Origin of the sequence: Sphingomonas sp. (assembly GCF_031361285.1) — a bacterium.
Lineage (GTDB): Bacteria > Pseudomonadota > Alphaproteobacteria > Sphingomonadales > Sphingomonadaceae > Sphingomicrobium.
Genome location: NZ_JANMCO010000018.1, coordinates 29056 through 54049 on the forward strand (window position 1 = coordinate 29056; position 24994 = coordinate 54049).

The window sequence follows — 24994 nt, forward strand, 5'->3', positions numbered from 1 at the left end:
CTATGAGTTCCAGTGCTGGGGACGGCGGTATTCTCATGACTATGCATCGGCTGAGCCAGGGCGGCGCGGACCGGGTCGCCGTTCTGCTCGCCAATGGCTTTGTTCAGAAAGGCATTCCGACGCGGTTCGTGCTCTTGCGCGACCAGGGTGAGGCGGAACGTGAACTCCTCGACCTGTTGCACCCCGATGTATCAATCACCAGCGCGGGTCCGGCGATCGGCTCGCGCCATTTGGAATTGGTGCGCGGACAGCGGTTCATCCAGCGCGAGATTGTCAGCCACCGACCGGCCGTGGTCCTGGCGAGCAGCAGCAACATGGGCCTTGTCACCGGCCTGGCGTCGAAGGTTCGGCGGGACAATGGGCCGCGCTTCGCGATGAAGTTGACCAATCCGGTTGTACGACCCCGTGATCGAGGGGCCCTGAGAACGCTCTACAGGCACAAGCTCTACGCCTTCATTTTCAACCAATATGATCTCGTGTTGACGCTGTCCGAGGCAGAGCGCCTTAGCCTGCTGGAGATCTATCCGGCGGCTGGGGCGCTGTTTCGCACGGTCCCGAACCCCTATATCTCAAGCGAGATGTTGCAGGATCCGCCACGGCGGCGACCGGCGGGTCCCTGTCGCGTGCTGACGGCCGCCCGAATGATGCCGCAGAAGCGGCTCGATGTGCTGCTGCAGGCTTTCGCGCGCACCAGTCTGCCCGATTCGCGGCTGACGATCCTCGGCGACGGCCCCCTTCGCCCCGCGCTCGAGCGATTGGCGCAATCGCTCGGAATTGCGGACCGGGTGGAGATGCCAGGTTTTGTCGACGACGTGCTGCCATGGCTTCGTCGAACCGATCTTTTTGCCCTGTCTTCCGACTATGAAGGCTTGCCCGCCGTAATCCTGGAGGCGTTTGCCTGCAACGTGCCGGTAGTGACGACGGACTGTTTTGCAGGTGCTCGCCAGATGTTCTCCGAAATCGCGTCCTGTGCAGTCACCCCGGTTGGCGACCCTGCCGCGTTCGCGGCGGCAATCGATCGCTGCCTCACGTCAGCACGCAAACCGGAGGATCTTCGCAAGATTGCCGAAGGCTTCGGTATCGAAGCCTCGATCGCCGCTCACATTCGGGCGCTGGATCACCTGATGAGGTAGGCAATAATCCTCCTCTAGACACCGTTTTCCTGACCGACGGCGGAAGATTTTGCGCAACTCGGGGCTGGGTTAGCGGACTGTTGGCTCCGTCTGGGGGTCAAAATTGACTGAAGTTCCGTTGCGCCAGGCGGATGATGGCCACCTCCCAGCTTGGGTTTTAGTGCGGATTTCGATCAGCCGCGACGTCTTGGTGGCATGCGGATCGGCTTCCTGTTCAATCATGATCAAATCCACCAGGTCGCCCACAGCCTGCCGATCGCCCTCGCGCTTGTGAAAAGCGACCCCGACCTGGAGGTCATTGTCGCGACCACCAACGAAGTTTTGCGCCGCGAAGTGATGCGGATCATCGCCCTCCACGGCGGGCTGGGCCCACGCCTGGTACGTCTTCGTCAGAAAAATCCGATTGTTCGCGGCATCGTCCGGGCCCTCGATGGCGTGATTCCCGCCGCCAAGCTCGCGGTGTATCGCGACAATCTCGAATTCTTTCGATCGCTCGATGCACTGGTCGTTGCCGAAAAAACCTCGGCGGTCCTGAAGACTCGCTACGGGCTCGATAATTTGCGGCTGATCCATACCCGCCATGGCGCCGGCGACCGGGCGGTCGGGTTCAACAAGGCCAGCGCCCGTTTCGATTTCGTGCTCGTTTCCGGCCCGAAGATCCGCGATCGGCTGATCGCTGAAACCGGGCTTCCGCCGGAGAATATGGCGATCGTCGGCTATCCCAAGTTTGATCTTATCCGGAACCGTTCGCTGCCGCCCAAGCTGCAAGGCAATGGCCAGCCGACGGTGCTGTATAATCCGCACGCGTCGCCCCATTTGTCATCCTGGTACCGGCATGGCCGGGCGGTGCTCGATTTCTTCGTCGACAATCCGAACTACAATCTGATCTTCGCTCCCCATGTGATGCTGTTTGAGCGCAAGGTCGTGATTTCAATCGACAAATTGCGCCTGGATTGGCCCGGGCAAATTGCGCCCAAATATTGGGATGCGCCCAATATCCATATCGATCTGGGCAGCGCCGCATCGACCGACATGAGCTACACCGAAGCCGCCGACATCTATCTCGGCGATGTCAGCAGCCAGGTCTATGAATTCCTGCTTCGGCCGCGGCCCTGTATTTTCCTCAATTCGCATCGGTTGGAATATGCGGCGGATCCCAATTTCGCGCATTGGGCGGCCGGCACAGTCGTCGACGATCCGTCGGCATTGGAGGCCACCTTGGCCAGAGCGGCCACCGAGCATCGCAGATATCTTGGCATCCAGCGTGACTTGTTCGCCCGCAGCATTGCATTGACCAAGACCCCGTCGTCCGAGCGCGCGTCGCAGGCGATCCGCCAGTTCTTGCAGATCCCGGAGGGGTCAGCCCCGGCCGCTGCCGCGCGCGCAGCAAGTCGACGGGCGGCGAGCGCCGCTGCCTGACCTCCACACAGGATGGAGCGACGCGCGTCCGCGTTGTCCCCTCACACCGCTTGCTCTAGGCAGTCGGACGTCACCTCGTTCCAAGGGCGTCCATGCCAGCGCAATCGCTGCAAACACTGTTCATGGCGAGCCGCCCGGCGTTGCTCCGTTTCATGCAATTACGTGGCGTTTCGGCCGGTGAAGCCGAAGACCTGGTGCAGGACTTATTCCTGAAGCTCGAGGGCTTGACGATCGGTCCGATCGCCGACCCTCGCGCTTATCTATATCGTATGGCCGACAATCTTTTGCTCGACCGGCGGCGCGCTGCGGCCCGCCGGGTGCGACGTGAGGAACTATGGTCGCAAGTCAGGCCGGGTTCGCCAGCTTCGCCGATCGATCCGGCCGCCGCCGCCGATGACAGGCTGATTGCCCAGCAGCAACTCGTTATTGTCGAATCCGCATTGGCCAGCCTGCCCGCCCGCACGGTGGAAATCTTTCGCCGTTTCCGCATTGATGGGGAGAGGCAAAAACACATCGCGGCCGACTTCGGCATCAGCGTCAGCGCCGTCGAGAAGCATCTGCAACGCGCCTATGAAATTGTGCTCGTCGTCAAAGCCCAAATCGATGAGGAGAATGAACCGCGGCGGCGTCTAGGTAAGGAAAGTGAGTCCGATGCCAACTGAATCCGCCACTGCCCGCGCTCAGGCCATTGCCTGGCATATCCGGTTGCGCGACGGGCAGGCCGGCCACGGGGACGAATTTGCCGACTGGCTGGTGCTGGATCCCCGGCATTCGACTGCCTATGACGAAGTCGCGTTGGCTGATCGCGAGATTGAACCGGCATTGTGCAATTGGGCGAATTCGCAGACCAACGATCACTGGCTGGGGTTGGCCCATCGGTGGATTGTCCGCTGGCGTCGCGCTGGCCGTCTTCGCGCCCATCGGCCACCCGCGCGTCGATTTCTATGAAGTTGCGACGGCGCCGGAAGCTGTCTGAAAAATCTACTGTTTGACAACGGGTGACACTGGCACCCTCGAAAAATGGGTGAAAATTGGCGGTTTACTGAGTGCCGCCTTTCGCCCGCTCCGACATTTTTTTCCGCCTTACTCTGCATCCGCCGCGCCGGTCGCTTCGTAGCTTGACTGACAGCTCGCGAAGCTGGGTAAACAGGAGAGAAATCATGACCAAGTTAAATTCACGCGCCGCTTTGGCGCTGACCGCGGCGGTCGCGCTATCGATCGGAACGGCGGCATCGGCCAAGAACCCGATGGTCGGTGGTGCGGCGATGTATTCGACCAAGACGATCGTCGCGAACGCCGTCAATTCTAAGGACCACACGACGCTGGTCGCCGCGGTCAAGGCCGCGGGCCTGGTCGACACGCTGTCGAGCAAGGGCCCGTTCACGGTCTTCGCGCCAACCAACGCCGCCTTCGCTCGCCTCCCCGCCGGCACGGTCGAGAGCCTGGTCAAGCCAGAGAACAAGGGCACACTGACCACCATCCTGACCTATCACGTCGTCCCCGGACGGATCACCGCTGGCCAGATCGCCAGCATGGCCATGCGCCATCGCGGCACCGCCACGCTCAAGACCGTCCAGGGCGAATCCCTGCGCTTTCGTAAGAACGGCAAGGGCTGGGTCGTGGTCGATTCCAAGGGTGGCCAGGCGCGCATTACGATCGCCAACGTCATGCAGTCCAACGGCGTCATCCACGTCGTCGACCGGGTGCTGATGCCCTAACCCAGTGCAGCCGGCTGTTCCCTTGGCTGGCTGCCCCTCGGCGGGAGTGGACCGGATGCCGACCCGATTTGCATCTGGAGTGTCTGCTCCCGCCGACGTGGCCTTCCCCCCAAACCGCACATGGTTCATTGGGGGGCGAATGGTCCGCACCGCCCAGCCCCCTGAGCAAACCGCCGCAAGTCGGGAACTGGCGCCGCTGTTGCGCGGGGTTGCCGGCGGCGACCACGCCGCGCTGGCAGAGCTCTACCAGCGGACGTCGGCCAAGCTCTACGGCATCTGTATCCGGCTGTTGCCGGCTGAGATCGACGCCCAGGACGTGCTGCAGGACGTGTATCTGACGGTGTGGCGCAAGGCCGGCCTTTACGACCAGGCCAAGGCGAGCCCGATTACCTGGCTGGCGGTGATGGCCCGCAACAAGGCGATTGATCGCCTGCGCGGGCGGCAGCTCGACACCGATCCGATCGAAGCCGCCAACGATGTCGCCGACGACGATCCGAGCGCGTTCGACATTGTCGAGCGGGGCCAGGAGCGCGAACGCCTCGCTAATTGCCTCGGCGAGCTCGAGCCCCAGCACGCGGCGATCATTCGCGCGGCCTTTGTCGACGGCCTGACCTATGCCGAGCTGGCGGCGCGTGACGCGGTGCCGCTGGGGACGATGAAAAGCTGGATCCGGCGCGGTTTGCTGCGCCTGCGCGGGTGCCTGGAACGATGACCGATACGCCGATCACTCCCGCCCAGCGCGACGAGCTCGCCGCCGAATATGCGCTCGGCGTGCTCGACGGCGAGGCTTTGGCCCGTGCGCGTTCGCTGGCAGCCGCGGATCCCTCATTCCGGGCCGAAGTCGCACGATGGTCGGCGCGGTTGGCACCGTTGCTCGATGACGTGGCACCGGTCGCCCCGCCGGCGCGCGCCTGGCCAGGCATCGACGCCGCCATTGGTCGCCCGCAACAAGCTTCCAACGTCGTCACTCTCCATCGCCGCGTGACCCTATGGCGGGGGATCGCCGCCGGCGCGACTGCGCTCGCCGCATCGCTCGCCGTCATCCTCGTCACCCAGCCGGTGGCGACCTCCGCGCCGCCGGTCGCGGTCGCGGCCCAGGTGCCGCTGGCGGCTATGCTCGGCGACGACCAACGCGACTTGAAGCTGATGGCCAGCTACGACCCGGCCAGCCGCCGCCTGATGGTCGCCGCCGCCAGCGACATGCAGGCCGACCCTGGCCATGCGCACGAATTGTGGATGATCCCCGCCGACGGCAAACCGCGGTCGCTTGGCACCATGCCCGGTCCCAGGATGCGGGCGCAATTGCCGATGCTGATGGCCAAGGAATTTCGCGAGGGCGTGACTTTGGCGCTGTCGGTCGAACCGATGGGCGGATCGCCGACCGGACTGCCGACCGGGCCGGTGATCGCTTCGGGCAAGCTCGAGCGTGCGTAATGCATCCGCGGCGCAGTCTCATGCGTAACTAGGCCATGATGACCAAATCCAAACTCGATCGCCGCACCTTGCTCGGCGCCGCCGGGCTCGGCCTCGCGGCTTTGGCAGTCACCCGTGGCACCGCCGCGCAGGGCCGCTTTCCCTACACTTTGACCGACGCCGAATGGCGCCAGCGCCTCGGCCCCGACCGTTATCGCGTCTTGCGCCAAGCGGCGACCGAGCGAGCCGGGACCAGCCCGCTCAACAATGAGCATCGCCGTGGACGCTTCGTCTGCGCCGGCTGTGCCAACCCGTTGTTCGCCTCGACGACAAAATTTGACAGCGGCACCGGCTGGCCGAGCTTTTTCCAGGCGCTACCCGGAGGCACCGCCGAGCGCGGGCTCAAGAACATGTTCTTCGGCACCGAGATCGCTTGCGCGCGCTGCGGCGGCCATCTTGGCCACGTCTTCAATGACGGGCCAAAGCCGACCGGGCTGCGCTATTGCATGAACGGCCTCGCGCTGCGCTTTCAGCCGGCTTGAGGGGGTAACCAATGCTGTTGAGCGTTCGCCTTCATCTTTCGGTGAGTTGCCGGCGCGACCGTTCAGCCGCGCCGGCTTCGTCTTAATTCTTGTTGGCCGGGGTTACCTCGACCGTCGGCACTTCGACGGTCTTATTCTCGGTACCGACCGTCACTTCCGGGGTCTGGACATTATACTCGGGCAGCTGGCCGCCGGTCGTCGTGACATTTACGTCCGGCATTTCGCCTTCCTTGGTCTTTTGGACGTTGCAGGCGGCGGTGAAGGCCAGGCAGCTGACCCCCATCAGGATCTTGATCGCGTTCTTCATGGTCTCTCCCTCGGGTAATCCACCACGGCGAACACGCCATTGGATTCCAAAGGTACTAACCTGAACGGGGGTATCTGGTTCCCAGGCGACCGTTCCGGCGCCCTTACGCGACGATGCGCAGCTTGCCTTTGCGGGGCGGATAACAGGCGACGCCGAGTTCCTCCTGGAGCCGGGCGAGCTCTTTTCCCCGCGCTTCCTTGTAAGCGGCGGCGTAGCGCGTTTCGCAGTCGGCCTCTTCCGCCGTCTGATCGCGGAAGAAAGAGATCGACAGCTTGCGGCCGAACACATCGTCACCCCGCAGCCGCAATTCCGCCTCGGAGTCGGCCGGCAAAACGTCCCGCACGGCGATCAATTTGGCGATCAAATCGTCGAGCGACCGATGGTCCTCGATTTCGACGAATTCCTTGACACGTCGTTGCATTCCAGACCTCCCCCGGCCCCGGAGCATTTGATTACTCGGCGCACGAATCCCTGCGCAACGGCTAATGCGGATTTATCCCCAACGAACTTGCAGGCTTTTGAAGTGTTTGGGGGTTCGAGGAGTAGAAAATGATTGCCGGCCTACCAGTCGTGCTGTCCTCACGGTGCTTGGAAATGGGCGTAAGCCCTTTGATTGGTGGAAGTATTTCCTGGCTCGACCGGATCGACGGTGATCGGCGCCAGGCCGTATTGCGCAATTGCAACAGTGGCGTCGAAAACGTGCTGGACGCCGCCTGCTTCCCGCTGGTCCCGTTCGTCAACCGCATTCGTGGCGGACATTTTACCTTTCGCAGCCGTGACATAGCGCTCGCGCCAAACATGGCTGGCGACCCGAGCCCGTTGCACGGCCAGGGCTGGATGTCGGCGTGGCAGGTCGACAGCGTGGGCGCGTCCGACGCTATCCTGTCGTTCCACCACCAGGCCGGCGAATGGCCGTGGGCGTATTGCGCCGAGCAGCAATTCACGCTCGACGAAAGCGGGCTGACGCTGCGTCTGTCGTGCCGCAATCTGTCGGACGAGCCGATGCCGTGTGGGCTTGGCCTGCACCCTTATTTCAATTGCGGACCGAAGACCCGGATTGACACGCGGGTAAGCAACGCCTGGACCGTCGACGAGCATGTCCTGCCGGTCGAGAAGGTGCCGGCGAGCGAACGCTTCGACCTCACCGATCGCCTGGTGTGCGGGCAGGATCTCGACCACGGTTTTGGCGGCTGGGGCGGGAAAGCGCGAATGACCGACCCGGCGTGGCCGTTCGACCTTGAGCTTTCTTCGCCCGACGCCCGCTTCTTCCAGCTTTATTCGCCGGCGGCCGGCGGCATTTTCGTCGCCGAGCCGGTGACCCACGCCAACGCGGCGCTGAACGCCCCCGAGGAGCAGTGGGGCGAGCTTGGCCTGCGGGTCCTTGAGCCGGATGCGGCAATGCGCCTCGACATGCGGCTCGAGGTGATCGCCAAGGGAGCCGGTTGAACGGCTCGAAACCCGCCCCTATAGCGCCGGTCCTTGCTGCTTTACCGGAGACGTGGGTGAGTGGCTGAAACCAGCGGTTTGCTAAACCGCCGTACGGGGTTAACCCGTACCGAGGGTTCGAATCCCTCCGTCTCCGCCAGTCTTTTGCCCCGATTACACCCGTAGCGCCGCGGCGGCCTCTGCCTCGCGCTTGAGGTTGCGGGCGAGCTGGGCCTGGCCGTTGAGATATTGCGGCGGGACGTGGATGTCGCGGTAATCGAGCGCGGCGGCGGCGCGCAGGGTCCACATCGGGTCGATCAAATGCGGGCGGCCCAATGCGACCAAATCGGCGCGGCCGGCGGCGAGGATCGCATTGGCGTGGTCAGGCTCATAGATGTTGCCGACCGCCATCGTCACCACGCGTGCCTCGTTGCGCAGCTTGTCCGAGAATGGCGTCTGAAACATGCGGCCATACACCGGCGATGCGTCGGTCGAGGTCTGTCCGGCCGAGACGTCGATTAGGTCGGCGCCCTCGCGGGCAAAGGCTTCGGCGATGGCGACCGCCTCGGCCGGGGTGACGCCGTCGTCGCCAGCCCAATCGTTGGCCGAGATGCGCACCGACATTGGCATGTGCGAAGGCAGAGCAGCGCGCATCGCCGCGAACACTTCGAGCGGATAGCGCAGGCGGTACTCCAGTGAGCCGCCATAGTCATCGGTGCGGTGGTTCATGAGCGGCGTAATGAAGCTCGATAGCAGATAGCCGTGGGCGGCGTGCAGCTCGACCATGTCGAACCCCGCATCGACCCCCATGCGGACGGCGGCGACGAACTGATCGCGGACCGCGTCCATGTCGGCGCGGGTCATCGCCCGGGGGTGCTGGTTGACCTTCGACCAGGGCACGTCGGACGCCGCCATCACCGGCCAATTGCCGTCGTCGAGCGGCACGTCATTGCCTTCCCAGCCAAGCTTGGTTGAACCTTTACCGCCCGAATGGCCGAGTTGGAGGCAGATTTTGGCGCGGGAATTGGCGTGGACGAAATCGGTGATCCGCCGCCACGCCGCGCCATGCTCGGGCGCCCACAGGCCGGTGCAGCCGGGGCTGATGCGGCCTTCGGGCGAGACGCAGGTCATCTCGGTAAAGATGAGCCCGGCACCGCCCAGGGCACGCGCGCCCAGATGGACCAGATGGAAGTCGTTGGGCGTGCCGTCGACCGCCGAATACGTGGCCATTGGCGAGACGGTGATGCGGTTCTCGACCGTCATCTCACGCAGCTTGAACGGCGCGAACATCGGCGCCGCGGCCTGGCCGGGGACGCCGGCGCGTTCCCAGAACCATCGCTCGACGCCCTCCAGCCAGTCCTGGTCGCGCAGGCGGAGATTCTCGTGGCTGATCCGCTGGCTACGGGTGAGCAAGGAATAAGCGAATTGCAGCGGCTCGAAATGCAGATAGCGGTCGAGCGTCTCGAACCATTCGGTCGAATTGCGCGCGCTGTTCTGGAGCTTGAGCACTTCAAGGCTGCGCTCGGCCTGATATTCGAACATGGCGGCGTCGAGTGCCAAGGGATCGTCATTGCGAGCGGAGCGAAGCAATCCAGTTTCTTGTCCAGCCTGGATTGCCGCGTCGCCTTCGAATCCTCGCAATGACGGCAAGACGCGAGTGAGGACGTCGGCCAATTTGATCGCATCCTCGAGCGCCAATTTGGTCCCCGACCCGATCGAGAAATGCGCGGTGTGGGCGGCGTCACCCAAGAGGATGAATTTGCCGTGGTGCCAGGCCTCGCATTTGATGCGGCGGAAATTGAGCCACACCGCCGGTCCGGGCAGATGCGCGGCATTGGAGATCAGCCGATGCCCATCGAGATATTTGGCGAATATGGTTTCGCACAACGCGATCGCTGCATCCTGGCCGATGGTATCGAAACCCAGCCCGCGCCAGGTGCTTTCCGAACATTCTACGATGAAGGTCGAGCAGTCGGGCGCGAACTTGTAGGCGTGCGCCCAGATCCACCCGGCCTCGGTTTGCTCGAAGGCGAAAGTGAAGGCGTCGAACGCCTTGGCCGTGCCGAGCCAGACGAACTTGTTGGCGCGCGTATCGACGTCGACCCCGAACGCATCGGCGTGCGCGTCACGGACCCGGCTGTTGATGCCGTCCGAGGCGATGACCAGATCATAGTCGGCCCAACTGGGATCGTCGGGGTCGCACTCGCTTTCGAAGGTCAGCGCCACGCCCAATTCGGCCGCGCGGTCCTGCAAGATTTCGAGCAGGCGCTTGCGGCCGATGCCGATGAAGCCGTGGCCCGACGAGCGAATGATTTCGCCATGGATGTGGACGTCGATGTCGTCCCAATGGGCGAATTCGTCGGCGATGATTTTGGCCGACACCGGGTCGTTGGCCATCAGGTTGTCGACCGTCTGGTCGGAGAAGACGACGCCCCAGCCGAAGGTCACGCCGCGCGGATTGCGTTCGAACACATGCACCTCATGGCCTGCGTCGCGCAGCTTCATCGAGATGGCGAAATAGAGGCCGGCCGGCCCGGCACCAATGCAGGCGATTTTCATCGGAGCAGCCCCGGAAGTTCACTAAGTTCACCCCCCAACGCGTGCGCGCGCGCGGGATCGCGGTGAAACGCAGCGAATGCAGCGATCCCATGCGCGTGCGCGCGTGTGCCCGGGCGCGCGCGAGCCGCTGCAGTCGCTGCAATGATCAGATTGAAATTGAAGGAGCGCATCACCGCAGCATGGCACAGCAGCGCGCCTGTAGGACAGATGCAATGTCCGCTTTGCGTGGAAAGCGGACATTACGGCGTGTGTTGCGCTTTCAACAACTCAGACAGGCAAATGCGTTTCACTGACTGAAGCGCTGGATCATGGACGGAATTCACAGCAGGAATGGCTGCCTTGAAATAGGCACGCATTTCTTTGCGCGTCGGCTCGATCATTGGATAGCCACATGCGTCGATCCATGACGCGTCACGCTTGATGAGACGAAGAACTCCGACGGGGTTCTTGGGCAAGGCCTCGGCAATCACGATAGGAAGACTCTCGCCAGTTCCTGCATCTGTTCCAGGTGCCAACCTCGGCACGAGTCTCAACCAATGCGCATCACCCGACGCTATACCATCAAGCACCTTGTCGAAGTCGCCGAAGTCGGTGTGAGTATCGTTCGGCACGACATTGGACAGCCTTTGAACTGTTTGCCTGGCACCGTAACGATCAATCATTCGCCCTACCGAAGCGGGAGTAACGACGGACGGCGCATGATCGGCCAATAGGGCCGCGCTCAGGAATACAATTAGCAATGTCGAAACTCCTCTTTCGAGCGGAGGTATTATGTCGAGTAAGCTAGTGTCCGCTATGGGGTGAAATCAGGCATTAGGACGAGTGCGAATCCATGTCGCCGATGAAGTCGCCGACCAACGTGTTGAATTCGTCGGGCCGCTCAAGATTAGTAAGATGGCTGGCACGCTCGATCGCTTCGTAGCGCGCGCCGGGAATCAGCTGCGTAAGGTCGTGCGACAGCGCCGGCGGGGTGACCTTGTCTTCGGCTCCGCACAGCACCAGCGTCGGGACTCGAATTTCCGCAGCGCGATCGCGCTGGTCGGCGAGCCACACCGCCCCGGCGCCGATGCGGTAGGCGGCCGGGTCGATCCGGGCCATGGTCTCGACGACTTCCGAGCGGACCGCGGGATCGGCCGGTTGCGCGAGCAAGACATCGACACGCGCTTCGGCCATCGCCCTGAGGTCGCCGCTTGCCGCCAGCGAGCGGTCGTAGATCGCTTGCCCCTCGGGATGCACGGCAAAAGTGTCGGCGAGGATCAGCGACAGGCAACGCGCGGGAGCGAGCGCGTGCACGGCAATGGCGACCACTCCGCCAAGCGATAGCCCGCAGACATGCGCCCGCTCGATGCCCAGCGTGTCCATAGCGCCGAGGATCGCGGCGGCGAAATCGTCGCGCGTCGTGCCCGCAACGGCCGGGTCGCTGTCGCCATAGCCGGGATAATCGAACGCGACCGCCCGGCGCGAGGCGCCGAAATGCGCCAGCTGCGGCGCCCACACCGATTTGTCGGAACCGACTCCGTGCAGGAACAGGATTGGCACCGCATCGCCGCTGCCGGCCTCGTCAACGCCGAGCGCATGGCCCAGGCCCGTGAAAATTCGCGCCATATTACCCTCAATATCGTCACCCTGAACTCGATTCAGGGTCCATCCCGACGCTCGCTCTGCCCTACGAACAAAATGGATGCTGAAACAAGTTCAGCATGACGGCCACGGGGACGCGCGCTACCGTCGATCCATGACCAGCATGACCGTCAATGGCGAGCCGATCCATTATAAGCTCGACCCCGAGACGCCCTTGTTGTGGGCGCTGCGCGACGCGTCGAACCTGACCGGCACCAAGCACGGCTGCGACAGCGGCGATTGCGGCGCCTGCACGGTGATGGTCGACGGCCGCGCGGTGTTGAGCTGCGGCATTAGCATCGCCGCGCTGGAAGGGTCCGATATCGTCACCATCGAAGGCTTGTCGGCCAATCGCCTGCATCCCGTGCAGCAGGCGTGGGCGGTCGAGCAGGTCAGCCAGTGCGGCTATTGCGAGCCCGGCTTCATCATGGCCATCGCCGCCTTGCTCAAGGCCAGCCCGAGCCCGAGCGCCGAAGCGATCGATGCCATCCCCAACATCTGCCGCTGCGGCGCCTATCCGCGCATTCGCAAGGCGATTGCGCGGGCGGCAGCAACCGCCGCGCCGCTGGTTGCGGCTACCCCGAAAGCTGAACAATCGGAGTCGGAACGGTTAAGCAATGGCTCATCTGCGCAAGCGCAAATTCCTGAGCGTAGTCCATCTGGATGAGTAGGGAATTTGTCATGCGTAACAGTCTGTTTTTCTTGCTGCTTGCAAGCGCCGCCATGCCGGCCATGGCCGACGACCAGGATGCCAAAAACGATAGCAAGCGGGCGGCCCGGATCGAGGCTGTCGCCGAGGCACCTTCCGAACGCCAGGCCGAGCGGGCGCAACCGGCCGAGCGAGTGCAACAGCCGGAGCGCGTTGAACCTCCGGCACAAGGCCGGACGTTCGAACCCCGCCAGCAGGACCGGCCGCAAATGGTCCAGCAACCGGCGGAAGTCAGCCGTGAGCGAGTGATGGAGCATCGGTCGAACGGCGGCTTCGGCGGGGCTCCGGCGAGCCCGGCGATGGAACAGCGCCGCGAGTCGGTCGACAGCGTGCGGGACTGGCGGTCGCGGGAGCGCCGGGTCGACAACCCCGCGGCGGCGGTCGAGCAGCCAGGCGACACCACCGACAGTGTCCGCGAATGGCGAGGCCGTGAGCGCCGAGTCGACAATAATCCGGCACAAATCGGGCAGCACAATGGCTCGCTCGGCAACGGCTCATTTCGCGAGCTGAGGCGCGAGCCGAATGGACGCGATGGCATCGGCAATCGTCGCGGGCCGCTGTTCGGCAGCATCCCGCAGCCGGGCACGCAACCCCCGCTGCCCAACAGCAATAACCAGTGGCGCAACAACCGGCTGTCGAGCCTGACGGCGCAGCATTGGCGCAACGATTGGCGATCGGACAATCACTACGACTGGCGCAACCATCGCCAGCGTCACGGCTCGCTGTTCCACCTCGGCTTTTATTTCGACCCGTTCGGCTGGAATTACCGCCACTATTCGATCGGATCGCGCCTGTGGTCGAACTATTATCAGAGCAATTATTGGCTCAACGACCCGTGGCAATATCGTTTGCCTTATGCGCCGCCGGGATATCGCTGGATCCGTTATTATGACGACGCGATTTTGATCGACACGTGGGACGGCCAGGTGGCCGACGTGATCTACAACTTCTTCTGGTAGACAGGGTCATCGCGTTGGTCGAAGGGGCGTTGCGGATTGTCCGCGGCGCCCCTTGCCGCATTTGGACTCCGCCGTCCCATTTTTCGAAAGCGCGCTTCCCGATGCCCAGCCTGGCCCGTCAACTGATCGTTTCCGTGTCCGTACTGGCGCTTGGCGCTTGCGCCACCGCGCCCGCGCCCGCGCCCGCGCCGCCGCCAGCCGCGGCGGAGATCGCGCCGCCGGTGCCGATCGTGGTTGAGAAGAGCGCCCACGACCGCTTGTTCGAGCTGTTCAAGGCGAGCGACGACGCTAGCCTGGTGCGCAATCCGCTCAACGCATTGTCGCGCGGCGACATGCGCTTCGCCGACCGGCTCGGCGACAATATCACCGACGAATATTACGCTGGCGAGCGCGGCGCTGCCGAGGGCGATCTGGCGGCATTGCATGCGATTCCCCGCGAGGCATTGAACGCCACCGACCAGGTCGCTTACGACGTGTTCGATTATTCGACCAAGGACACGCTGCGCGGGCTGCAGCCGGACATGCTGGCGCTGACCGCGGTGCGGCCGATGAACCATTTCTTCGGCTTCCACACATTCTATCCGACGTTCGCCAGCGGCAAGGGGACGGCGCAGTTCAAGACGCTCGCCGACTATGACAATAATCTGAAGCGCCACCACGATTTCGTCACCTACATCGACCGCGCCATTGGTCGCTTCCGCCAGGGCGAGGCGAGCGGCGTCGTCGAGACCAAGATGACGGTCAGGAACATGATCGAGCAGCTCGACACGCAGCTGAAACAGAAGCCGGAAGATTCGCCTTATTATGGCCCGGTCAAAGAATTCCCGGCCGAAATCAGCGATGCCGACCGGGCGCGGCTGACCCAGGCCTATCGCGCCGCCATCACCAACGAGCTGTATCCGGTGCTGACCCGGCTGCGCGATTTCCTGCGGGACGACTATCTGTCGCACGCCCGCGCCGGCGCTGGGCTGATGTACATGCCGGGCGGCGACAAATTGTACCGCTATCTGGTGCAGTCGACGACGACGCTGCCAATGACGCCGGAGGAAATCCACCAGCTCGGCCTCAACGAAGTCGCGCGGATCACCACCGGCATGGAGCAGGTCAAGCAGGAGGTCGGCTTCAAAGGCTCGATGCCGCAATTCTTCGACTACATGCGGACCAGCCCCAAGTTCCAGCCCAAGAGCCGGGAAGCACTGACCCAGGGCTTCTATGCGATCGGCAAGGCCGTCGAAGCCAAGGTCCCGCAATATTTCTCGACCGTGCCCAAGACCAAGCTGGTCATCCAGCCCTACCCGTCGTTTCGCGAGAAGTTCGAGGCCGGCGGCAGCTATGACCAGGGCACGCCCGACGGATCGCGCCCCGGTACTTTCTATTTCAACGCCTATGATTTGCCGTCGCGCAGCACCTGGGGGATGACCACCTTGTTCCTCCACGAGGGCGAACCCGGCCACCATTTCCAGATCAGCCTGGCGCAGGAAAATGAGGCGTTGCCGAGCTTCATGCGATTCGGCGGGAATACCGCTTATCAGGAGGGCTGGGCCCTCTACGCCGAGACGCTCGGCTATGACATGGGCTTCTATAAGGACCCGTTCCAGCGCTTTGGGACGCTCAATGACGAGATGCTCCGCGCAATGCGGCTGGTGGTCGACACCGGCATCCATTCGAAGGGTTGGACCCGCGAGCAGTCGATCGCTTACATGCTCGGCCATTCGGGCATGGGTAAGACCGACGCCACCGCCGAGGTCGAGCGCTATATCGCGATCCCGAGCCAGGCGCTGGCCTACAAGGTCGGCGCGCTGACCATCCAGCGGTTGCGTAAACACGCCGAGGCCGAGCTTGGCGACAAGTTCGACATCCGCGATTTCCATGCCCAGGTGCTGATGACCGGCGCCCTGCCGCTGGCCATCCTCGAGCAAAAGATCGACGCTTGGATCGCGGCGAAGAAGGCGAGCTAGGGAGCTAGCGCCGGAGTCCGGGCAGGGCGCAGCTGAGCGAAGACGCGAGCCGTCCGCTTCTGGCGCTGGCGGCGAATGAACATTATGACTGGCGCATGGGACGCATCGAACGCCGGCGCCAGTTGAAGGACGACCAGAAGCGCATTGCGCGAGGTCTCGATGTGCGGAATGAAGATGCCGACGAGCTGGCCGCATTGATGCGCGTCCTTCATCAGCTGGTTCAAACGAGCATTGAGCGGCGATCGGTGAGTCCACTCATGCAATTCGTCTGCTCGAACCTGACGGCTGGCGCGAAACACATCGCGAGCGTTCAGATAGCATGCGTTCGTGGATGCTCTCACTGCTGCAACCTATGGGTTGATGCCAGCCCGCCGGAGGTCCTCTTCACCGTCAAGCAGATGGATGCCGCGCAGCGATCGAGGGCAATCAAGGCGGTCGAAGCGGCGTGCAGCCAAACGGCCGGCGCAAGCTTTGAAGCGCGCGCTGCGATGCTGACTCCGTGCCCGCTGCTGCAGGGGAACGAATGTGGCGTCTATGCGGACCGTCCGCTGGTTTGCCGAACGGCAGTGTCGCAAGATGCCGAGATCTGCCGCCGATCGCTCCTGATGTTTAGCGGCGAGGAAATCCCCACTACACCGCAATGGACCGCCCTGCGCAACGGCTACCGCGTCGCTCTCGACGGGGCGCTTTTTCATGCCGGGCTCGCGTACCAGTCCAGGGAATGGAACGAGTCCCTTCGCATCGCCCTCGTTGACATTGACGCCGAGGCAAACTGGTTGGCTGGCAGGGATGTGTTTGCGGGCCTTCCGATGCAGCAAGACACAGCGACATTCGCGCATCCGCATTTGCGATCGCTCTATGTTCATGCGTTCGGGTCATTGCCTTGATATTCTGTCGGCTGGCGTGTCGGTTACAGCCCGATCCTTGTTGGTGAAGGCCGACACTCGCGACCCCTGGTGCTTTAACCTAGCCGTCAACTTTCGGCCCACGCGACAACGATTATCCCCATCCAACCGCAAAGCGCGGCGTTTGTGTGACGGGCAAACCACCGTAGGTTTGCAAACCGCACTGCATTTGGAGGTGGCATGACGTTGAAACTGTCGGAACTCGATCGGATTTGGTTTGGGTGTGGCAATTTCGGCGGGATTGGTTCGTCGCCGGACTTGCGCAGCGCCGGCGACAGTGAAGAACAGGCGTTGAAGCTGCTCGATCATGCCCGGCGCGTCGGCCTTCGACGGTTCGATACAGCAAACACCTATGGTGGCGGATCAAGCGAGATCGTGCTTGGCAAATGGCTAAGGTCTCAGGGTGCTTCGTTCCGCCACAACGCCCAGATTGCCACCAAAGTCGGCAATCCTCACGGCTGCCCGCCTGGGGACACGCCGCTCAGCCGGATCCAGATCGCCTGGCACCTCGATCGGTCCCTGCTCCGGTTGGGAGTCGAGCGGATCGACCTCTATTACATTCACGAGTTCGATCGCGTGACGCCCCTGGAAGAAACGCTCGACGCCATGACGCGCGCTGTGGAAGCAGGCAAAATCGCCAGCTTCGGCATCTCCAACGCCTCGCTCTCCGACATCAAAGCCATCAGGAGCCTGGCGGGCAGCAACCTCGCTTCGCGCTTCGAACATGTCCAGAACGAGTACAATCTGCTCGCCACGGCCGACGCCGAGGCGCTGATCCCGTTCTGCGCCGAGCACGGTCTTCGTTACATTGCGTTCAGCCCGCTCGCCGGCGGGCTCCTCAGCGGCAAATATCGGTCCGGCGAGGAGGCCCCGCCCGGCAGCCGCCTGGCCCATGCGCCGGAGGCCTGTGCCAGTTATCTGACCGAGCAATCCTTCGCCGCGATCGAGCGGCTGAGGCGATCGGCCGAGGCGCGGCAGGAGACGATGACGGAGGCCGCCCTGCGCTTCGTGCTCGACACGCCCGGGATCGACGGCCTGCTCATCGCGCCGCGGCGCGTCGAACATTTCGTGAGTTTGGGTTTTGAGCCGGCTGAAGGAGCCGGGCTAGACCGGTGAGATTGAAGCAATTCTGAAAAGGGGCTCGCCGGTCGCAACGATCACAAACGTGTCGCCATCGACGCGTCTGACCGGTTCGCCAAAATCGAGCGCGAGCGGCTTGTTGCTTGCACCACGTAGCAGACCAAGCGCCGTGAGCGGGGGTACGAACCGCTGATACTCATGGAGATCAGCTCGTCCCCGTTGGTGTCCCTGACCGGAATGGCCTCGATTACGTCTTCCACAATTGCCATCCCCAGCCAGGCGCTGGCCTATAAGGTCGGCGCGCTTACCATCCAGCGGTTGCGCAAGAAGGCCGAGACCGAGCTCGGCGACAAGTTCGATATCCGCGACTTCCATGCCCAGGTGCTGATGACCGATGCCCTGCCGCTGGCCATCCTCGAGCAGAAGATCGACGCCTGGATCGCGGCGAAAAAGGTGAGCTGATCAGCGCCATCGAAGCGGCACGCCGTGACCTGTGTCTACCTTGAGTGGATTCCGGTCCGGCGGTTCTCCGGCGAGCAAAGCTAGCATTCTGCCGTTCGCGACTGGTCGGCTCGTGGACCGGAAGTCGAGGGTCTCCTCAGCAAGTGGCATCGAATTCCGGCCTTCTACAACTTCAGTAAAGCGGTATTAGCCAAGCTTTAAAGGCCAGATAATGTCTGATAAGTTAACAGTCCAAACGTCCAGTCAGGGGAACGAGCCATGAGAATTCTGGTCAATCTGGCGTTAGCTGTTGCAAGCGTGATGTTTGCATCACCGGCCGAAGCCCAGGTCGGGGCTGAGCCGACTGCTCAATCCGACGCCTCTCGGATACCGAATGCCAACCAGTATATCTGTACGTTCAATGCCGGCATCTTGCGCGGCGCCGTAGCGGCTGAGACCGCACGGAGCATCGGGCCAGAGCTTGGTGAAACTCTTTTTATCTATTCGCACGTACTAAAGGGATTCGCGGTCAGACTTCCCGCCATTCCGGGCGGTGCCGCTAGCGTCACAGCGCGCCTTAGATCACACAATCCGAACATTCGTTCCTGTGAGCGCGACGGTATCGTTCGCGCGGCTGCGATCCCGACCGTGGGTCGACCCGTCGGCGGGGCAACGCAATCTACTCCGTGGGGCGTGACACGCGTGGGAGGACCGGGCGATGCAAGCGGGTCGAATGCGCGAGCATGGATTATCGATAGCGGAATTGACCTCTCCCATCCTGATCTCAACGTCGACGCTGCCGATGGGGCCAGCTTTTTGACGAGCGACTCCAGTCTGAACGATACGTACGGCCATGGAACGCATGTCGCTGGAATCATCGGCGCCAAAAACAATTCAATCGGCGTCGTAGGGGTTGCGGCCGGTGCGAAAGTGGTTCCCGTCCGTGTGCTCGATGGGACCGGCACAGGTCCGGATTCCGGGGTTATCGCAGCGCTTGACTATGTCGCGCAACACGCCGTTCCGGGCGACGTTGCCAACCTCAGCCTGATCGCCGATGCGGTCAGTGTTACCATGGATCAGGCGGTTCTTAATCTTGGCGCTCTGGGCGTGCCCGTCGTCATTGCCGCCGGCAATAACTCGGCCAACGCCAGTAACTACAGTCCGGGCCGCACCAATGGCCCCAATGTTTTTACCGTTTCGGCGTTCAATTCTCGCGATACCTGGGCCAGTTTCTCCAACTATGGCTCCGCGATCGATTGGAGCGAGCCCGGCGTCAACGTGACCTCAACATACAAGAACGGGGGCTACGCTACTCTGTCCGGGACCTCGATGGCTGCTCCCCATCTCGCGGGTATCTTGCTGCTCCAAGCCGCTGCGAATAGCGGCGGAACCGTCAAGCGTGACCCCGATGGAGTGCCTGACAGCATTGGCGTTCGTTAGAAGGTCTTCCGGGTCTCCGTACTGTAAGAAGAATAGCGGTGCCGTGACGACCGCCTCGGATATCGCCAGCGTGTCCCACCAACGAATTCTGCTCGATTCTATCTAGCTGAACGCGAAACGAACGACGGCTTGCGGTTAAAGCCGTTCGAGCGCTTCCGCGATCAGGCGGCGGGTGTTGGCGATGCCGTACAGCGCGATGAAGCTGCCCATTCGGGGGCCTTGCGGCGACCCGAGGAGGGTTTCGTAGAGGGCTTGGAACCAGGCGCGGAGCGGGTCGAAATTGTGGCGCTTGCCGATTTCGAAAACGATGTTCTGGATTGCGTCGGCGCGGGCGTCGGGGGCGAGCGTGGCGAGTTCGGCGTCGAGGTCCTGCAACGCGACGCGCTCGGCGTCGGTTGGGGCGCGGCGCTTGAGCGTCGGAGCGACGAAGTCTCGCGCATAATTGACCGCCAGGCCGATCAGCTTGTCGAGTTCGGGATCGGTGTCGGGCGTCGTGCCGGGGGCATATTGCTGGACGAAACGCCACGCGGTGTCCTTGTCGCCAACCCCGGGGAGCGAGGCAAGGTTCAGGAGCAACCCATAGGTCAACGGCAGCCCGCCCTCGGGCACCTGGCCGGCGTGGATGTGGTGGACCGGATTGCCGAGCTGCTGCTCGATCGGCTGCTGCGCATAATTGCCGCGGAATTGCCAATAGTCGTCGACCGCGCGCGGAATTACGCCGAGGTGCAGGCTCTTGGCCTTCCTGGGTTCGCGGTAGATGTAGAACGCCAGGCTCTCCTCGCTACCGTAGCGCAGCCATTGCTCGAGGCTGAGGCCATTGCCCTTCGACTTGGAAATCTTCTCATTGTTTTCGTCGAGGAACATCTCGTAGTTGAAACCCTCGGGCGGGCGGCCACCGAGGACCCGCGCGATCTTGCCCGACTGGACGACCGATTCGATCAGATCCTTGCCCGCCATTTCATAATCGACGCCGAGCGCGACCCACCGCGCCGCCCAGTCGACCTTCCACTGCAGCTTGGCGAGGCCGCCCAATGCTGACTGGGTGACGGTCGCGCCATCTTCGTCGGCGAAAGCAATGGTCCCGGCGGCGGCATCGACGACCTCGACCGGGACTTGCAGCACCCGGCCGCTGGTCGGCGAAATCGGCAGTACCGGCGAATAGGTCTGGCGCCGTTCCTCACCCAGCGTCGGGAGCATCACCGCCATGATCGCGTCCCAGTTGGTCAAAACCTGGCGAATGACGTCGTCGAACGCGCCGCTAGTGTAGCGGTCGGTCGCGGAGGCGAATTCATAGTCGAAGCCAAAGCGATCAAGGAAGTGGCGGAGCATCGCGTTGTTGTAATGGGCGAAGCTCTCATCCTCGCCGAACGGGTCGGGGATTTGGGTCAGCGGCTTGCCCAGATGCTCGGCGAGCATCTCGGCGTTCGGCACATTGTCCGGCACCTTGCGCAAGCCGTCCATGTCGTCGCTGAAGGCGATCAACCGGGTCGGCGCGCCGCCGCTCAGTTCGGCATAAGCATGGCGGACGAAGGTGGTGCGCAGGACTTCGTTGAAGGTACCGATGTGCGGCAGCCCCGACGGTCCATAGCCGGTTTCGAACACGATCGGCTCGCCGCCTGGCTTTCCCTCGGGCCAGCGCTTGAGCAATTTGCGCGCTTCCTCATAGGGCCACGCCTTGGCTTGCATCGCGGCGGAACGGAGGGTTTCTGCGTCCAATCTCGTTGCTCTTTTGTTCTTGGCCCGCCAAATACAATGGAATGGCCGCTCCTTTGCCTCTTCCAGCCTTGCACGCAACCCACGCCGGCATCTGGCTCGCCGACACGGACGGCGAGATGCGCGAAGCGCAGCGCGGCGAAGCGATCGCCCGCGCCGCCGAAACGCCGCACATTATTTTGAACGCGCCGCTGATCGGGCAGCGGCTCGGCTATCCCGATTTGTCGGGCCTCGATTTGCTCGAGCTGTTCGCCTTCATTCACCCGGCGCGGTTCGCGGTGCCGACGGTGGCCGGGCTGAGCCGGGCGCTCGGGCTGGCGCCGCCGCCGAGCGAGGCGGAAGCGGCGGCATTGCTGCCGGCGATGGCGGCGCAATTGCTCGCGACTCTCAAGGACGGCAACTGGCCCGAGCGCGAAGGGGCGTGGACCGCTAATGCCACACTGGCCAGGCTCGGCTGGATCTGGGCACCGTTGATTGCCGCCCGGCTCGAGCGACCGGAAGCGGGCGAACGGATGCTGTTCTCGCGGCTGGCGCAGTGGGAGGAAGCCGCCGACCGGCCGCCGCCGCGCACGGTCGTGGTCGAACCCGCCGCCGCCCAAACCAGGCTCGATGAACTGACCAGCGACGGCGCCGAGCCGCGCGACGGGCAGCGAGCCATGGCCGCGGCCGTGACCTCGGTGTTCGCGCCCAAGCCGGGCGAGGGCGCCCCCAATCTGTTGCTCGCCGAAGCTGGCACTGGCATCGGCAAGACGCTGGCTTATCTCGCGCCGGCATCTTTGTGGTCGGCGGCGTCGGGCGGCACGGTGTGGGTGTCGACCTTCACCAAGGCGTTGCAACGCCAGCTCGATGCCGAAGGCGCGCGCCTGTTCGCCGACCCGGCCGAGCGCGCCAAGAAAATCGTCATCCGCAAGGGCCGCGAGAATTATCTCTGTCTGCTCAACTTGGAAGACGCGATGCAGGGCGCGTTTGCCGGGCGCGCGGCGATTCTCGCCCATCTGGTCGGGCGCTGGGCCGCCTACAGCCGCGACGGCGATATGGTCGGCGGCGATTTGCCGGGCTGGCTGCCGAGCCTGTTCCGGCGGGCCGGAGCGACGGCACTGACCGATCGTCGCGGCGAGTGCGTGTACGCCGGCTGCCCGCATTATCGCCGCTGCTTCATCGAGCGCGCCGAGCGCGCCGGGCGCGAGGCCGACATCGTCATCGCCAATCATGCGCTGGTGATGATCAACGCCGCCCGGGCGCGCGAGTCGGCGCCATCGCGGATCCTGTTCGACGAGGGCCATCATCTGTTCGACGCCGCCGATTCGACTTTCGCGGTGTCGTTCGGCGGGCAGGAAGCGATCGAACTGCGGCGCTGGATCGTCGGACCCGAAGGCCGCTCGCGGGGGCGGCGGCGGGGGCTGGCGGCGCGTTTGATGGACGTCGCCTCCTATGACGACGAGGGCGGCCAGGCACTGGACGCGGCGATTGAGGCGGCGCGGGCGTTGCCGTCCGAAGGCTGGCTGGCGCGGGTCGCCGAGGGCGATCCGTTCGGGACCGTCGAAGCGCTGCTCGCCGAAGTGCGCGGCACGGTCTACGCCCGGGCCAAGGCGCAGGAGGCTGGCTACGGCCTCGAAACCGAGCTCGCCGAACCGGACGGGGCGCTGGTCGCGGCGGCGAGCGCCGCGCTTGAAACGCTCGACGCGCTGCAGAAGCCGCTGGCGGCGCTGGCCCGGCGGTTGGAGGCGGTACTGGAAGACGCGCCCGACTGGCTCGACGGCCAGGCGCGGGCGCGGGTCGATGGGGCGATTCGCGGGCTCGCGTGGCGGCGCGAAACGCTCGCCGCATGGATTGCGCTGTTGGGACGGATTGGCGGTGCAGCCGACCCGAATTTTGTCGATTGGCTGGCGATCGAGCGGGTTGAAGGTCGCGAATATGATGTCGCCATCCATCGCCGCTGGCTCGACCCGACCCGCCCGCTCGCCAACGTCGTGATGGCCCAGGCCGATGGCGTGCTGGTGACCTCGGCGACGTTGCGCGGCGGCGACGGCTGGGACGCGGCCGAGGCACGGACCGGTGCGCTCCATCTGCCCCGCGCCGCCCTGCAATTCGAAGCGCAGAGCCCGTTCGATTATGGTGCTTGCTCGGAAGTGCTGATTGTTACCGACATCAAGCAGGGCGATGCCGCAGCACTGGCGGGGGCCTATGCGCGGTTGATCGAAGCGGCGGGTGGCGGCGCGCTCGGGCTGTTCACCGCCATTCAGCGATTGAAAGGCGTGCACGCGCGGATCGCTGACCGGCTGGCGCGCGCGGGCCTGCCGTTGCTTGCCCAACACGTCGATCCCATCGATGCCGGAACGCTGGTCGATATCTTCCGCGACGACCCGAGCACCTCGCTGCTCGGCACCGATGCCTTGCGCGACGGCGTTGACGTGCCGGGCAATTCGCTCCGGCTGGTGGTGTTGGAACGCGTGCCGTGGCCACGGCCGACCGTCCTTCATGCGGCGCGGCGGATGGCCAGCGGCGGCAGCGCCTATGACGATCGCGTCGTCCGGGCGCGGCTGGCGCAGGCCTTCGGGCGCCTGATCCGCCGCGACAACGACCGCGGCGTGTTGGTGATTCTGTCGGCGGCGATGCCGTCGCGGCTGCTGTCGGCCTTTCCGCCCGAAGTCACGGTCCGTCGCCTGCCGCTCGATCAGGCGATTGCGCGAGTGAGCGAACGCCTTGCTACGGCCGAGACCGCGAGGCCGGTGTTGGTCGCATGAAGACGCTGCTCGTCCTGCGCCATGCCAAGGCCAGCCAGGATTCGCCGTCCGGCATGGATTTCGATCGGCCGCTCAAGCCGCGAGGGCAGCGGCAGGCCCTGGCCCTGGGCCGCATGATGGCCGAGCGAAACCTGGCCGTCGATGCCATGGTCGCGAGCCCGGCAGCGCGGGTGGTCGAGACCGTGACAGGCATCATCGCCGGCAGCGGGTCTGGGGCCGAGCCAGTCTACGACCGGCGAATCTATAATGCCTCGCTCAATGCGCTCATCGCGGTGATTCGGGACGCGGACGATCACGCCCAGCATTTGCTCATCGTCGGTCACAACCCCGGGCTGCAATTGCTCTTGCTCAATCTTGCGGAGGATGACGGCGATGGCCGGCGCGGGGAGGTCGCTGCCGGCTATCCGACGGCGATGCTCGCTGACCTCACATTATCGGTCGACCGCTGGCGTGATGTCTGGCGGCAATGCGGCCGGATCGTCAGCCTGATTCGCCCCCAGGACTGATCGTCAGTGGTCGAGCGCGTCCGCGAGGCGATCGCGTAAAGCGACCAACCGGTCGATGTCGACACCGGGACGGGTCTGAGTTTCGGGATTCAATTGTACCGGCGGCGCTGGCGGCGCCATGATCGCCGGGGCTTCGGGTGCATCGTCGCCGGACTTGCTACGCAGGAGTTGCTGGACGCCGCGAACGGTGTAGCCGTCCTGGCTCAGCAAGCGGTGAATCTTGCGGGCAAGGTCAACGTCGGCGGGCCGGTAGTAACGGCGATTGCCGGCACGTTGCAGCGGTTTCAACTGGGGAAACTTGGTTTCCCAATAGCGCAGGATGTGCTGGGCGACGCCCAATTCCTGCGACAGTTCACCAATCGTCCTGAAAGCGCCGGGTCCTTTGTCGGCCGCCGTCATCGCA

24 protein-coding genes, 1 tRNA gene and 1 pseudogene are annotated in these 24994 nt (G+C 63.9%); 19 read left to right on the top strand and 7 right to left on the bottom strand.

Annotated features, from left to right (window positions below; genetic code table 11):
• Window positions 1-2: 2 nt before the first annotated feature.
• From RMO25_RS02020 to msrB, 8 genes are all read left to right on the top strand, one after another.
• Window positions 3-1133 (top strand): glycosyltransferase, encoded by a 1131-nt coding sequence (locus tag RMO25_RS02020; RefSeq protein WP_309660936.1) that lies wholly within the window; start codon window positions 3-5, stop codon window positions 1131-1133.
• A 195-nt stretch (window positions 1134-1328) separates the two neighbouring features.
• Window positions 1329-2552: a hypothetical protein gene (locus RMO25_RS02025; protein WP_309660937.1), complete on the top strand. Its 1224-nt coding sequence runs from the start codon at window positions 1329-1331 to the stop codon at window positions 2550-2552.
• Window positions 2553-2644: 92 nt separating this feature from the next.
• A complete protein-coding gene (locus RMO25_RS02030; protein WP_309660938.1) occupies window positions 2645-3214 on the top strand; it encodes a sigma-70 family RNA polymerase sigma factor in 570 nt (189 codons plus the stop codon).
• Complete coding sequence (locus RMO25_RS02035) at window positions 3204-3500, top strand: DUF4880 domain-containing protein (protein ID WP_309660939.1); 297 nt, start codon at window positions 3204-3206, stop codon at window positions 3498-3500. Before RMO25_RS02030 ends, RMO25_RS02035 begins: the two co-directional genes overlap by 11 nt.
• 212 nt (window positions 3501-3712) lie before the next feature.
• Complete coding sequence (locus RMO25_RS02040; RefSeq protein ID WP_309660940.1) at window positions 3713-4270, top strand: fasciclin domain-containing protein; 558 nt, start codon at window positions 3713-3715, stop codon at window positions 4268-4270.
• A 139-nt stretch (window positions 4271-4409) separates the two neighbouring features.
• Entirely contained in the window at window positions 4410-4982 is a 573-nt protein-coding gene (locus RMO25_RS02045) for a sigma-70 family RNA polymerase sigma factor (protein WP_309660941.1), read from the top strand.
• On the top strand, window positions 4979-5704 hold the full coding sequence (locus RMO25_RS02050) for an anti-sigma factor domain-containing protein (protein ID WP_309660942.1): 726 nt from the start codon (window positions 4979-4981) through the stop codon (window positions 5702-5704). Before RMO25_RS02045 ends, RMO25_RS02050 begins: the two co-directional genes overlap by 4 nt.
• A gap of 35 nt (window positions 5705-5739) precedes the next feature.
• Window positions 5740-6225: a peptide-methionine (R)-S-oxide reductase MsrB gene (gene msrB, locus RMO25_RS02055; protein WP_309660943.1), complete on the top strand. Its 486-nt coding sequence runs from the start codon at window positions 5740-5742 to the stop codon at window positions 6223-6225.
• An 82-nt stretch (window positions 6226-6307) separates the two neighbouring features.
• On the opposite strand, the gene RMO25_RS02060 is transcribed toward msrB, so the two are convergent.
• Both RMO25_RS02060 and RMO25_RS02065 read right to left on the bottom strand, forming a co-directional pair.
• On the bottom strand, window positions 6308-6532 hold the full coding sequence (locus tag RMO25_RS02060) for a hypothetical protein (protein ID WP_309660944.1): 225 nt from the start codon (window positions 6530-6532) through the stop codon (window positions 6308-6310).
• Between the two features lie 103 nt (window positions 6533-6635).
• The gene (locus RMO25_RS02065) at window positions 6636-6953 is read right to left on the bottom strand and encodes a hypothetical protein (protein WP_309660945.1); all 318 of its coding nucleotides are present in this window, start codon (window positions 6951-6953) and stop codon (window positions 6636-6638) included.
• Between the two features lie 173 nt (window positions 6954-7126).
• Here RMO25_RS02065 and RMO25_RS02070 point away from each other — a divergent pair, with 173 nt between their 5' ends.
• Both RMO25_RS02070 and RMO25_RS02075 read left to right on the top strand, forming a co-directional pair.
• Entirely contained in the window at window positions 7127-7978 is an 852-nt protein-coding gene (locus RMO25_RS02070; protein WP_309660946.1) for an aldose 1-epimerase, read from the top strand.
• Between the two features lie 46 nt (window positions 7979-8024).
• A tRNA-Ser gene (locus RMO25_RS02075) sits at window positions 8025-8117 on the top strand.
• A gap of 14 nt (window positions 8118-8131) precedes the next feature.
• On the opposite strand, the gene RMO25_RS02080 is transcribed toward RMO25_RS02075, so the two are convergent.
• The 3 genes from RMO25_RS02080 to RMO25_RS02090 all read right to left on the bottom strand — a co-directional run bounded on the left by RMO25_RS02080 (window position 8132) and on the right by RMO25_RS02090 (window position 12121).
• Window positions 8132-10516 carry a bifunctional salicylyl-CoA 5-hydroxylase/oxidoreductase gene (locus RMO25_RS02080; RefSeq protein ID WP_309660947.1) on the bottom strand — a complete coding sequence of 795 codons (2385 nt, stop codon included), beginning with the start codon at window positions 10514-10516 and terminating at the stop codon, window positions 8132-8134.
• 239 nt (window positions 10517-10755) lie between these two features.
• Window positions 10756-11178, bottom strand: a complete 423-nt coding sequence (locus tag RMO25_RS02085) for a hypothetical protein (protein WP_309660948.1) — start codon at window positions 11176-11178, stop codon at window positions 10756-10758.
• A gap of 151 nt (window positions 11179-11329) precedes the next feature.
• Window positions 11330-12121: an alpha/beta fold hydrolase gene (locus RMO25_RS02090; RefSeq protein ID WP_309660949.1), complete on the bottom strand. Its 792-nt coding sequence runs from the start codon at window positions 12119-12121 to the stop codon at window positions 11330-11332.
• 130 nt (window positions 12122-12251) lie between these two features.
• Here RMO25_RS02090 and RMO25_RS02095 point away from each other — a divergent pair, with 130 nt between their 5' ends.
• The 7 genes and pseudogenes from RMO25_RS02095 to RMO25_RS02125 all read left to right on the top strand — a co-directional run bounded on the left by RMO25_RS02095 (window position 12252) and on the right by RMO25_RS02125 (window position 19628).
• Complete coding sequence (locus tag RMO25_RS02095; RefSeq protein WP_309660950.1) at window positions 12252-12803, top strand: 2Fe-2S iron-sulfur cluster-binding protein; 552 nt, start codon at window positions 12252-12254, stop codon at window positions 12801-12803.
• A gap of 14 nt (window positions 12804-12817) precedes the next feature.
• Window positions 12818-13804, top strand: coding sequence for an RcnB family protein (locus RMO25_RS02100; protein WP_309660951.1), 987 nt, complete (start codon window positions 12818-12820; stop codon window positions 13802-13804).
• A gap of 101 nt (window positions 13805-13905) precedes the next feature.
• Entirely contained in the window at window positions 13906-15762 is a 1857-nt protein-coding gene (locus RMO25_RS02105) for a DUF885 domain-containing protein (protein ID WP_309660952.1), read from the top strand.
• Window positions 15763-15857: 95 nt separating this feature from the next.
• Window positions 15858-16649 carry a YkgJ family cysteine cluster protein gene (locus RMO25_RS02110; RefSeq protein WP_309660953.1) on the top strand — a complete coding sequence of 264 codons (792 nt, stop codon included), beginning with the start codon at window positions 15858-15860 and terminating at the stop codon, window positions 16647-16649.
• 198 nt (window positions 16650-16847) lie between these two features.
• A complete protein-coding gene (locus RMO25_RS02115; RefSeq protein WP_309660954.1) occupies window positions 16848-17783 on the top strand; it encodes an aldo/keto reductase in 936 nt (311 codons plus the stop codon).
• A gap of 225 nt (window positions 17784-18008) precedes the next feature.
• Window positions 18009-18209 (top strand): annotated as a pseudogene (locus RMO25_RS02120) (DUF885 family protein); the annotation flags it as partial.
• Window positions 18210-18467: 258 nt separating this feature from the next.
• The gene (locus RMO25_RS02125) at window positions 18468-19628 is read left to right on the top strand and encodes a S8 family serine peptidase (protein ID WP_309660955.1); all 1161 of its coding nucleotides are present in this window, start codon (window positions 18468-18470) and stop codon (window positions 19626-19628) included.
• Between the two features lie 135 nt (window positions 19629-19763).
• On the opposite strand, the gene RMO25_RS02130 is transcribed toward RMO25_RS02125, so the two are convergent.
• Window positions 19764-21314: a lysine--tRNA ligase gene (locus tag RMO25_RS02130; RefSeq protein ID WP_405051825.1), complete on the bottom strand. Its 1551-nt coding sequence runs from the start codon at window positions 21312-21314 to the stop codon at window positions 19764-19766.
• Window positions 21315-21385: 71 nt separating this feature from the next.
• On the opposite strand from RMO25_RS02130, the gene RMO25_RS02135 reads away from it, so the two are divergent.
• A complete protein-coding gene (locus RMO25_RS02135) occupies window positions 21386-24085 on the top strand; it encodes an ATP-dependent DNA helicase (RefSeq protein WP_309660957.1) in 2700 nt (899 codons plus the stop codon).
• The gene (locus RMO25_RS02140; protein WP_309660958.1) at window positions 24082-24591 is read left to right on the top strand and encodes a histidine phosphatase family protein; all 510 of its coding nucleotides are present in this window, start codon (window positions 24082-24084) and stop codon (window positions 24589-24591) included. The genes RMO25_RS02135 and RMO25_RS02140 overlap by 4 nt, the downstream gene beginning before the upstream one ends.
• 3 nt (window positions 24592-24594) lie before the next feature.
• On the opposite strand, the gene RMO25_RS02145 is transcribed toward RMO25_RS02140, so the two are convergent.
• Window positions 24595-24990 (bottom strand): MerR family transcriptional regulator, encoded by a 396-nt coding sequence (locus RMO25_RS02145; RefSeq protein ID WP_309660959.1) that lies wholly within the window; start codon window positions 24988-24990, stop codon window positions 24595-24597.
• Between the last annotated feature and the right edge of the window lie 4 nt (window positions 24991-24994).

Coding starts and splice junctions, on each gene's coding strand:
- RMO25_RS02035 (WP_309660939.1), top strand. CDS start 3,204: ATGCCAACTGAATCCGCCACTGCCCGCGCTCAGGCCATTGCCTGGCAT.
- RMO25_RS02100 (WP_309660951.1), top strand. CDS start 12,818: ATGCGTAACAGTCTGTTTTTCTTGCTGCTTGCAAGCGCCGCCATGCCG.
- RMO25_RS02085 (WP_309660948.1), bottom strand. CDS start 11,178: ATGATTGATCGTTACGGTGCCAGGCAAACAGTTCAAAGGCTGTCCAAT.
- RMO25_RS02130 (WP_405051825.1), bottom strand. CDS start 21,314: ATGCAAGCCAAGGCGTGGCCCTATGAGGAAGCGCGCAAATTGCTCAAG.
- RMO25_RS02070 (WP_309660946.1), top strand. CDS start 7,127: ATGGGCGTAAGCCCTTTGATTGGTGGAAGTATTTCCTGGCTCGACCGG.
- RMO25_RS02105 (WP_309660952.1), top strand. CDS start 13,906: ATGCCCAGCCTGGCCCGTCAACTGATCGTTTCCGTGTCCGTACTGGCG.
- RMO25_RS02125 (WP_309660955.1), top strand. CDS start 18,468: ATGAGAATTCTGGTCAATCTGGCGTTAGCTGTTGCAAGCGTGATGTTT.
- RMO25_RS02115 (WP_309660954.1), top strand. CDS start 16,848: ATGACGTTGAAACTGTCGGAACTCGATCGGATTTGGTTTGGGTGTGGC.
- RMO25_RS02065 (WP_309660945.1), bottom strand. CDS start 6,953: ATGCAACGACGTGTCAAGGAATTCGTCGAAATCGAGGACCATCGGTCG.
- RMO25_RS02135 (WP_309660957.1), top strand. CDS start 21,386: ATGGCCGCTCCTTTGCCTCTTCCAGCCTTGCACGCAACCCACGCCGGC.
- RMO25_RS02080 (WP_309660947.1), bottom strand. CDS start 10,516: ATGAAAATCGCCTGCATTGGTGCCGGGCCGGCCGGCCTCTATTTCGCC.
- RMO25_RS02050 (WP_309660942.1), top strand. CDS start 4,979: ATGACCGATACGCCGATCACTCCCGCCCAGCGCGACGAGCTCGCCGCC.
- RMO25_RS02025 (WP_309660937.1), top strand. CDS start 1,329: ATGCGGATCGGCTTCCTGTTCAATCATGATCAAATCCACCAGGTCGCC.
- RMO25_RS02090 (WP_309660949.1), bottom strand. CDS start 12,121: ATGGCGCGAATTTTCACGGGCCTGGGCCATGCGCTCGGCGTTGACGAG.
- RMO25_RS02045 (WP_309660941.1), top strand. CDS start 4,410: ATGGTCCGCACCGCCCAGCCCCCTGAGCAAACCGCCGCAAGTCGGGAA.
- RMO25_RS02095 (WP_309660950.1), top strand. CDS start 12,252: ATGACCAGCATGACCGTCAATGGCGAGCCGATCCATTATAAGCTCGAC.
- msrB (WP_309660943.1), top strand. CDS start 5,740: ATGATGACCAAATCCAAACTCGATCGCCGCACCTTGCTCGGCGCCGCC.
- RMO25_RS02020 (WP_309660936.1), top strand. CDS start 3: ATGAGTTCCAGTGCTGGGGACGGCGGTATTCTCATGACTATGCATCGG.
- RMO25_RS02110 (WP_309660953.1), top strand. CDS start 15,858: ATGGGACGCATCGAACGCCGGCGCCAGTTGAAGGACGACCAGAAGCGC.
- RMO25_RS02060 (WP_309660944.1), bottom strand. CDS start 6,532: ATGAAGAACGCGATCAAGATCCTGATGGGGGTCAGCTGCCTGGCCTTC.
- RMO25_RS02140 (WP_309660958.1), top strand. CDS start 24,082: ATGAAGACGCTGCTCGTCCTGCGCCATGCCAAGGCCAGCCAGGATTCG.
- RMO25_RS02030 (WP_309660938.1), top strand. CDS start 2,645: ATGCCAGCGCAATCGCTGCAAACACTGTTCATGGCGAGCCGCCCGGCG.
- RMO25_RS02040 (WP_309660940.1), top strand. CDS start 3,713: ATGACCAAGTTAAATTCACGCGCCGCTTTGGCGCTGACCGCGGCGGTC.
- RMO25_RS02145 (WP_309660959.1), bottom strand. CDS start 24,990: ATGACGGCGGCCGACAAAGGACCCGGCGCTTTCAGGACGATTGGTGAA.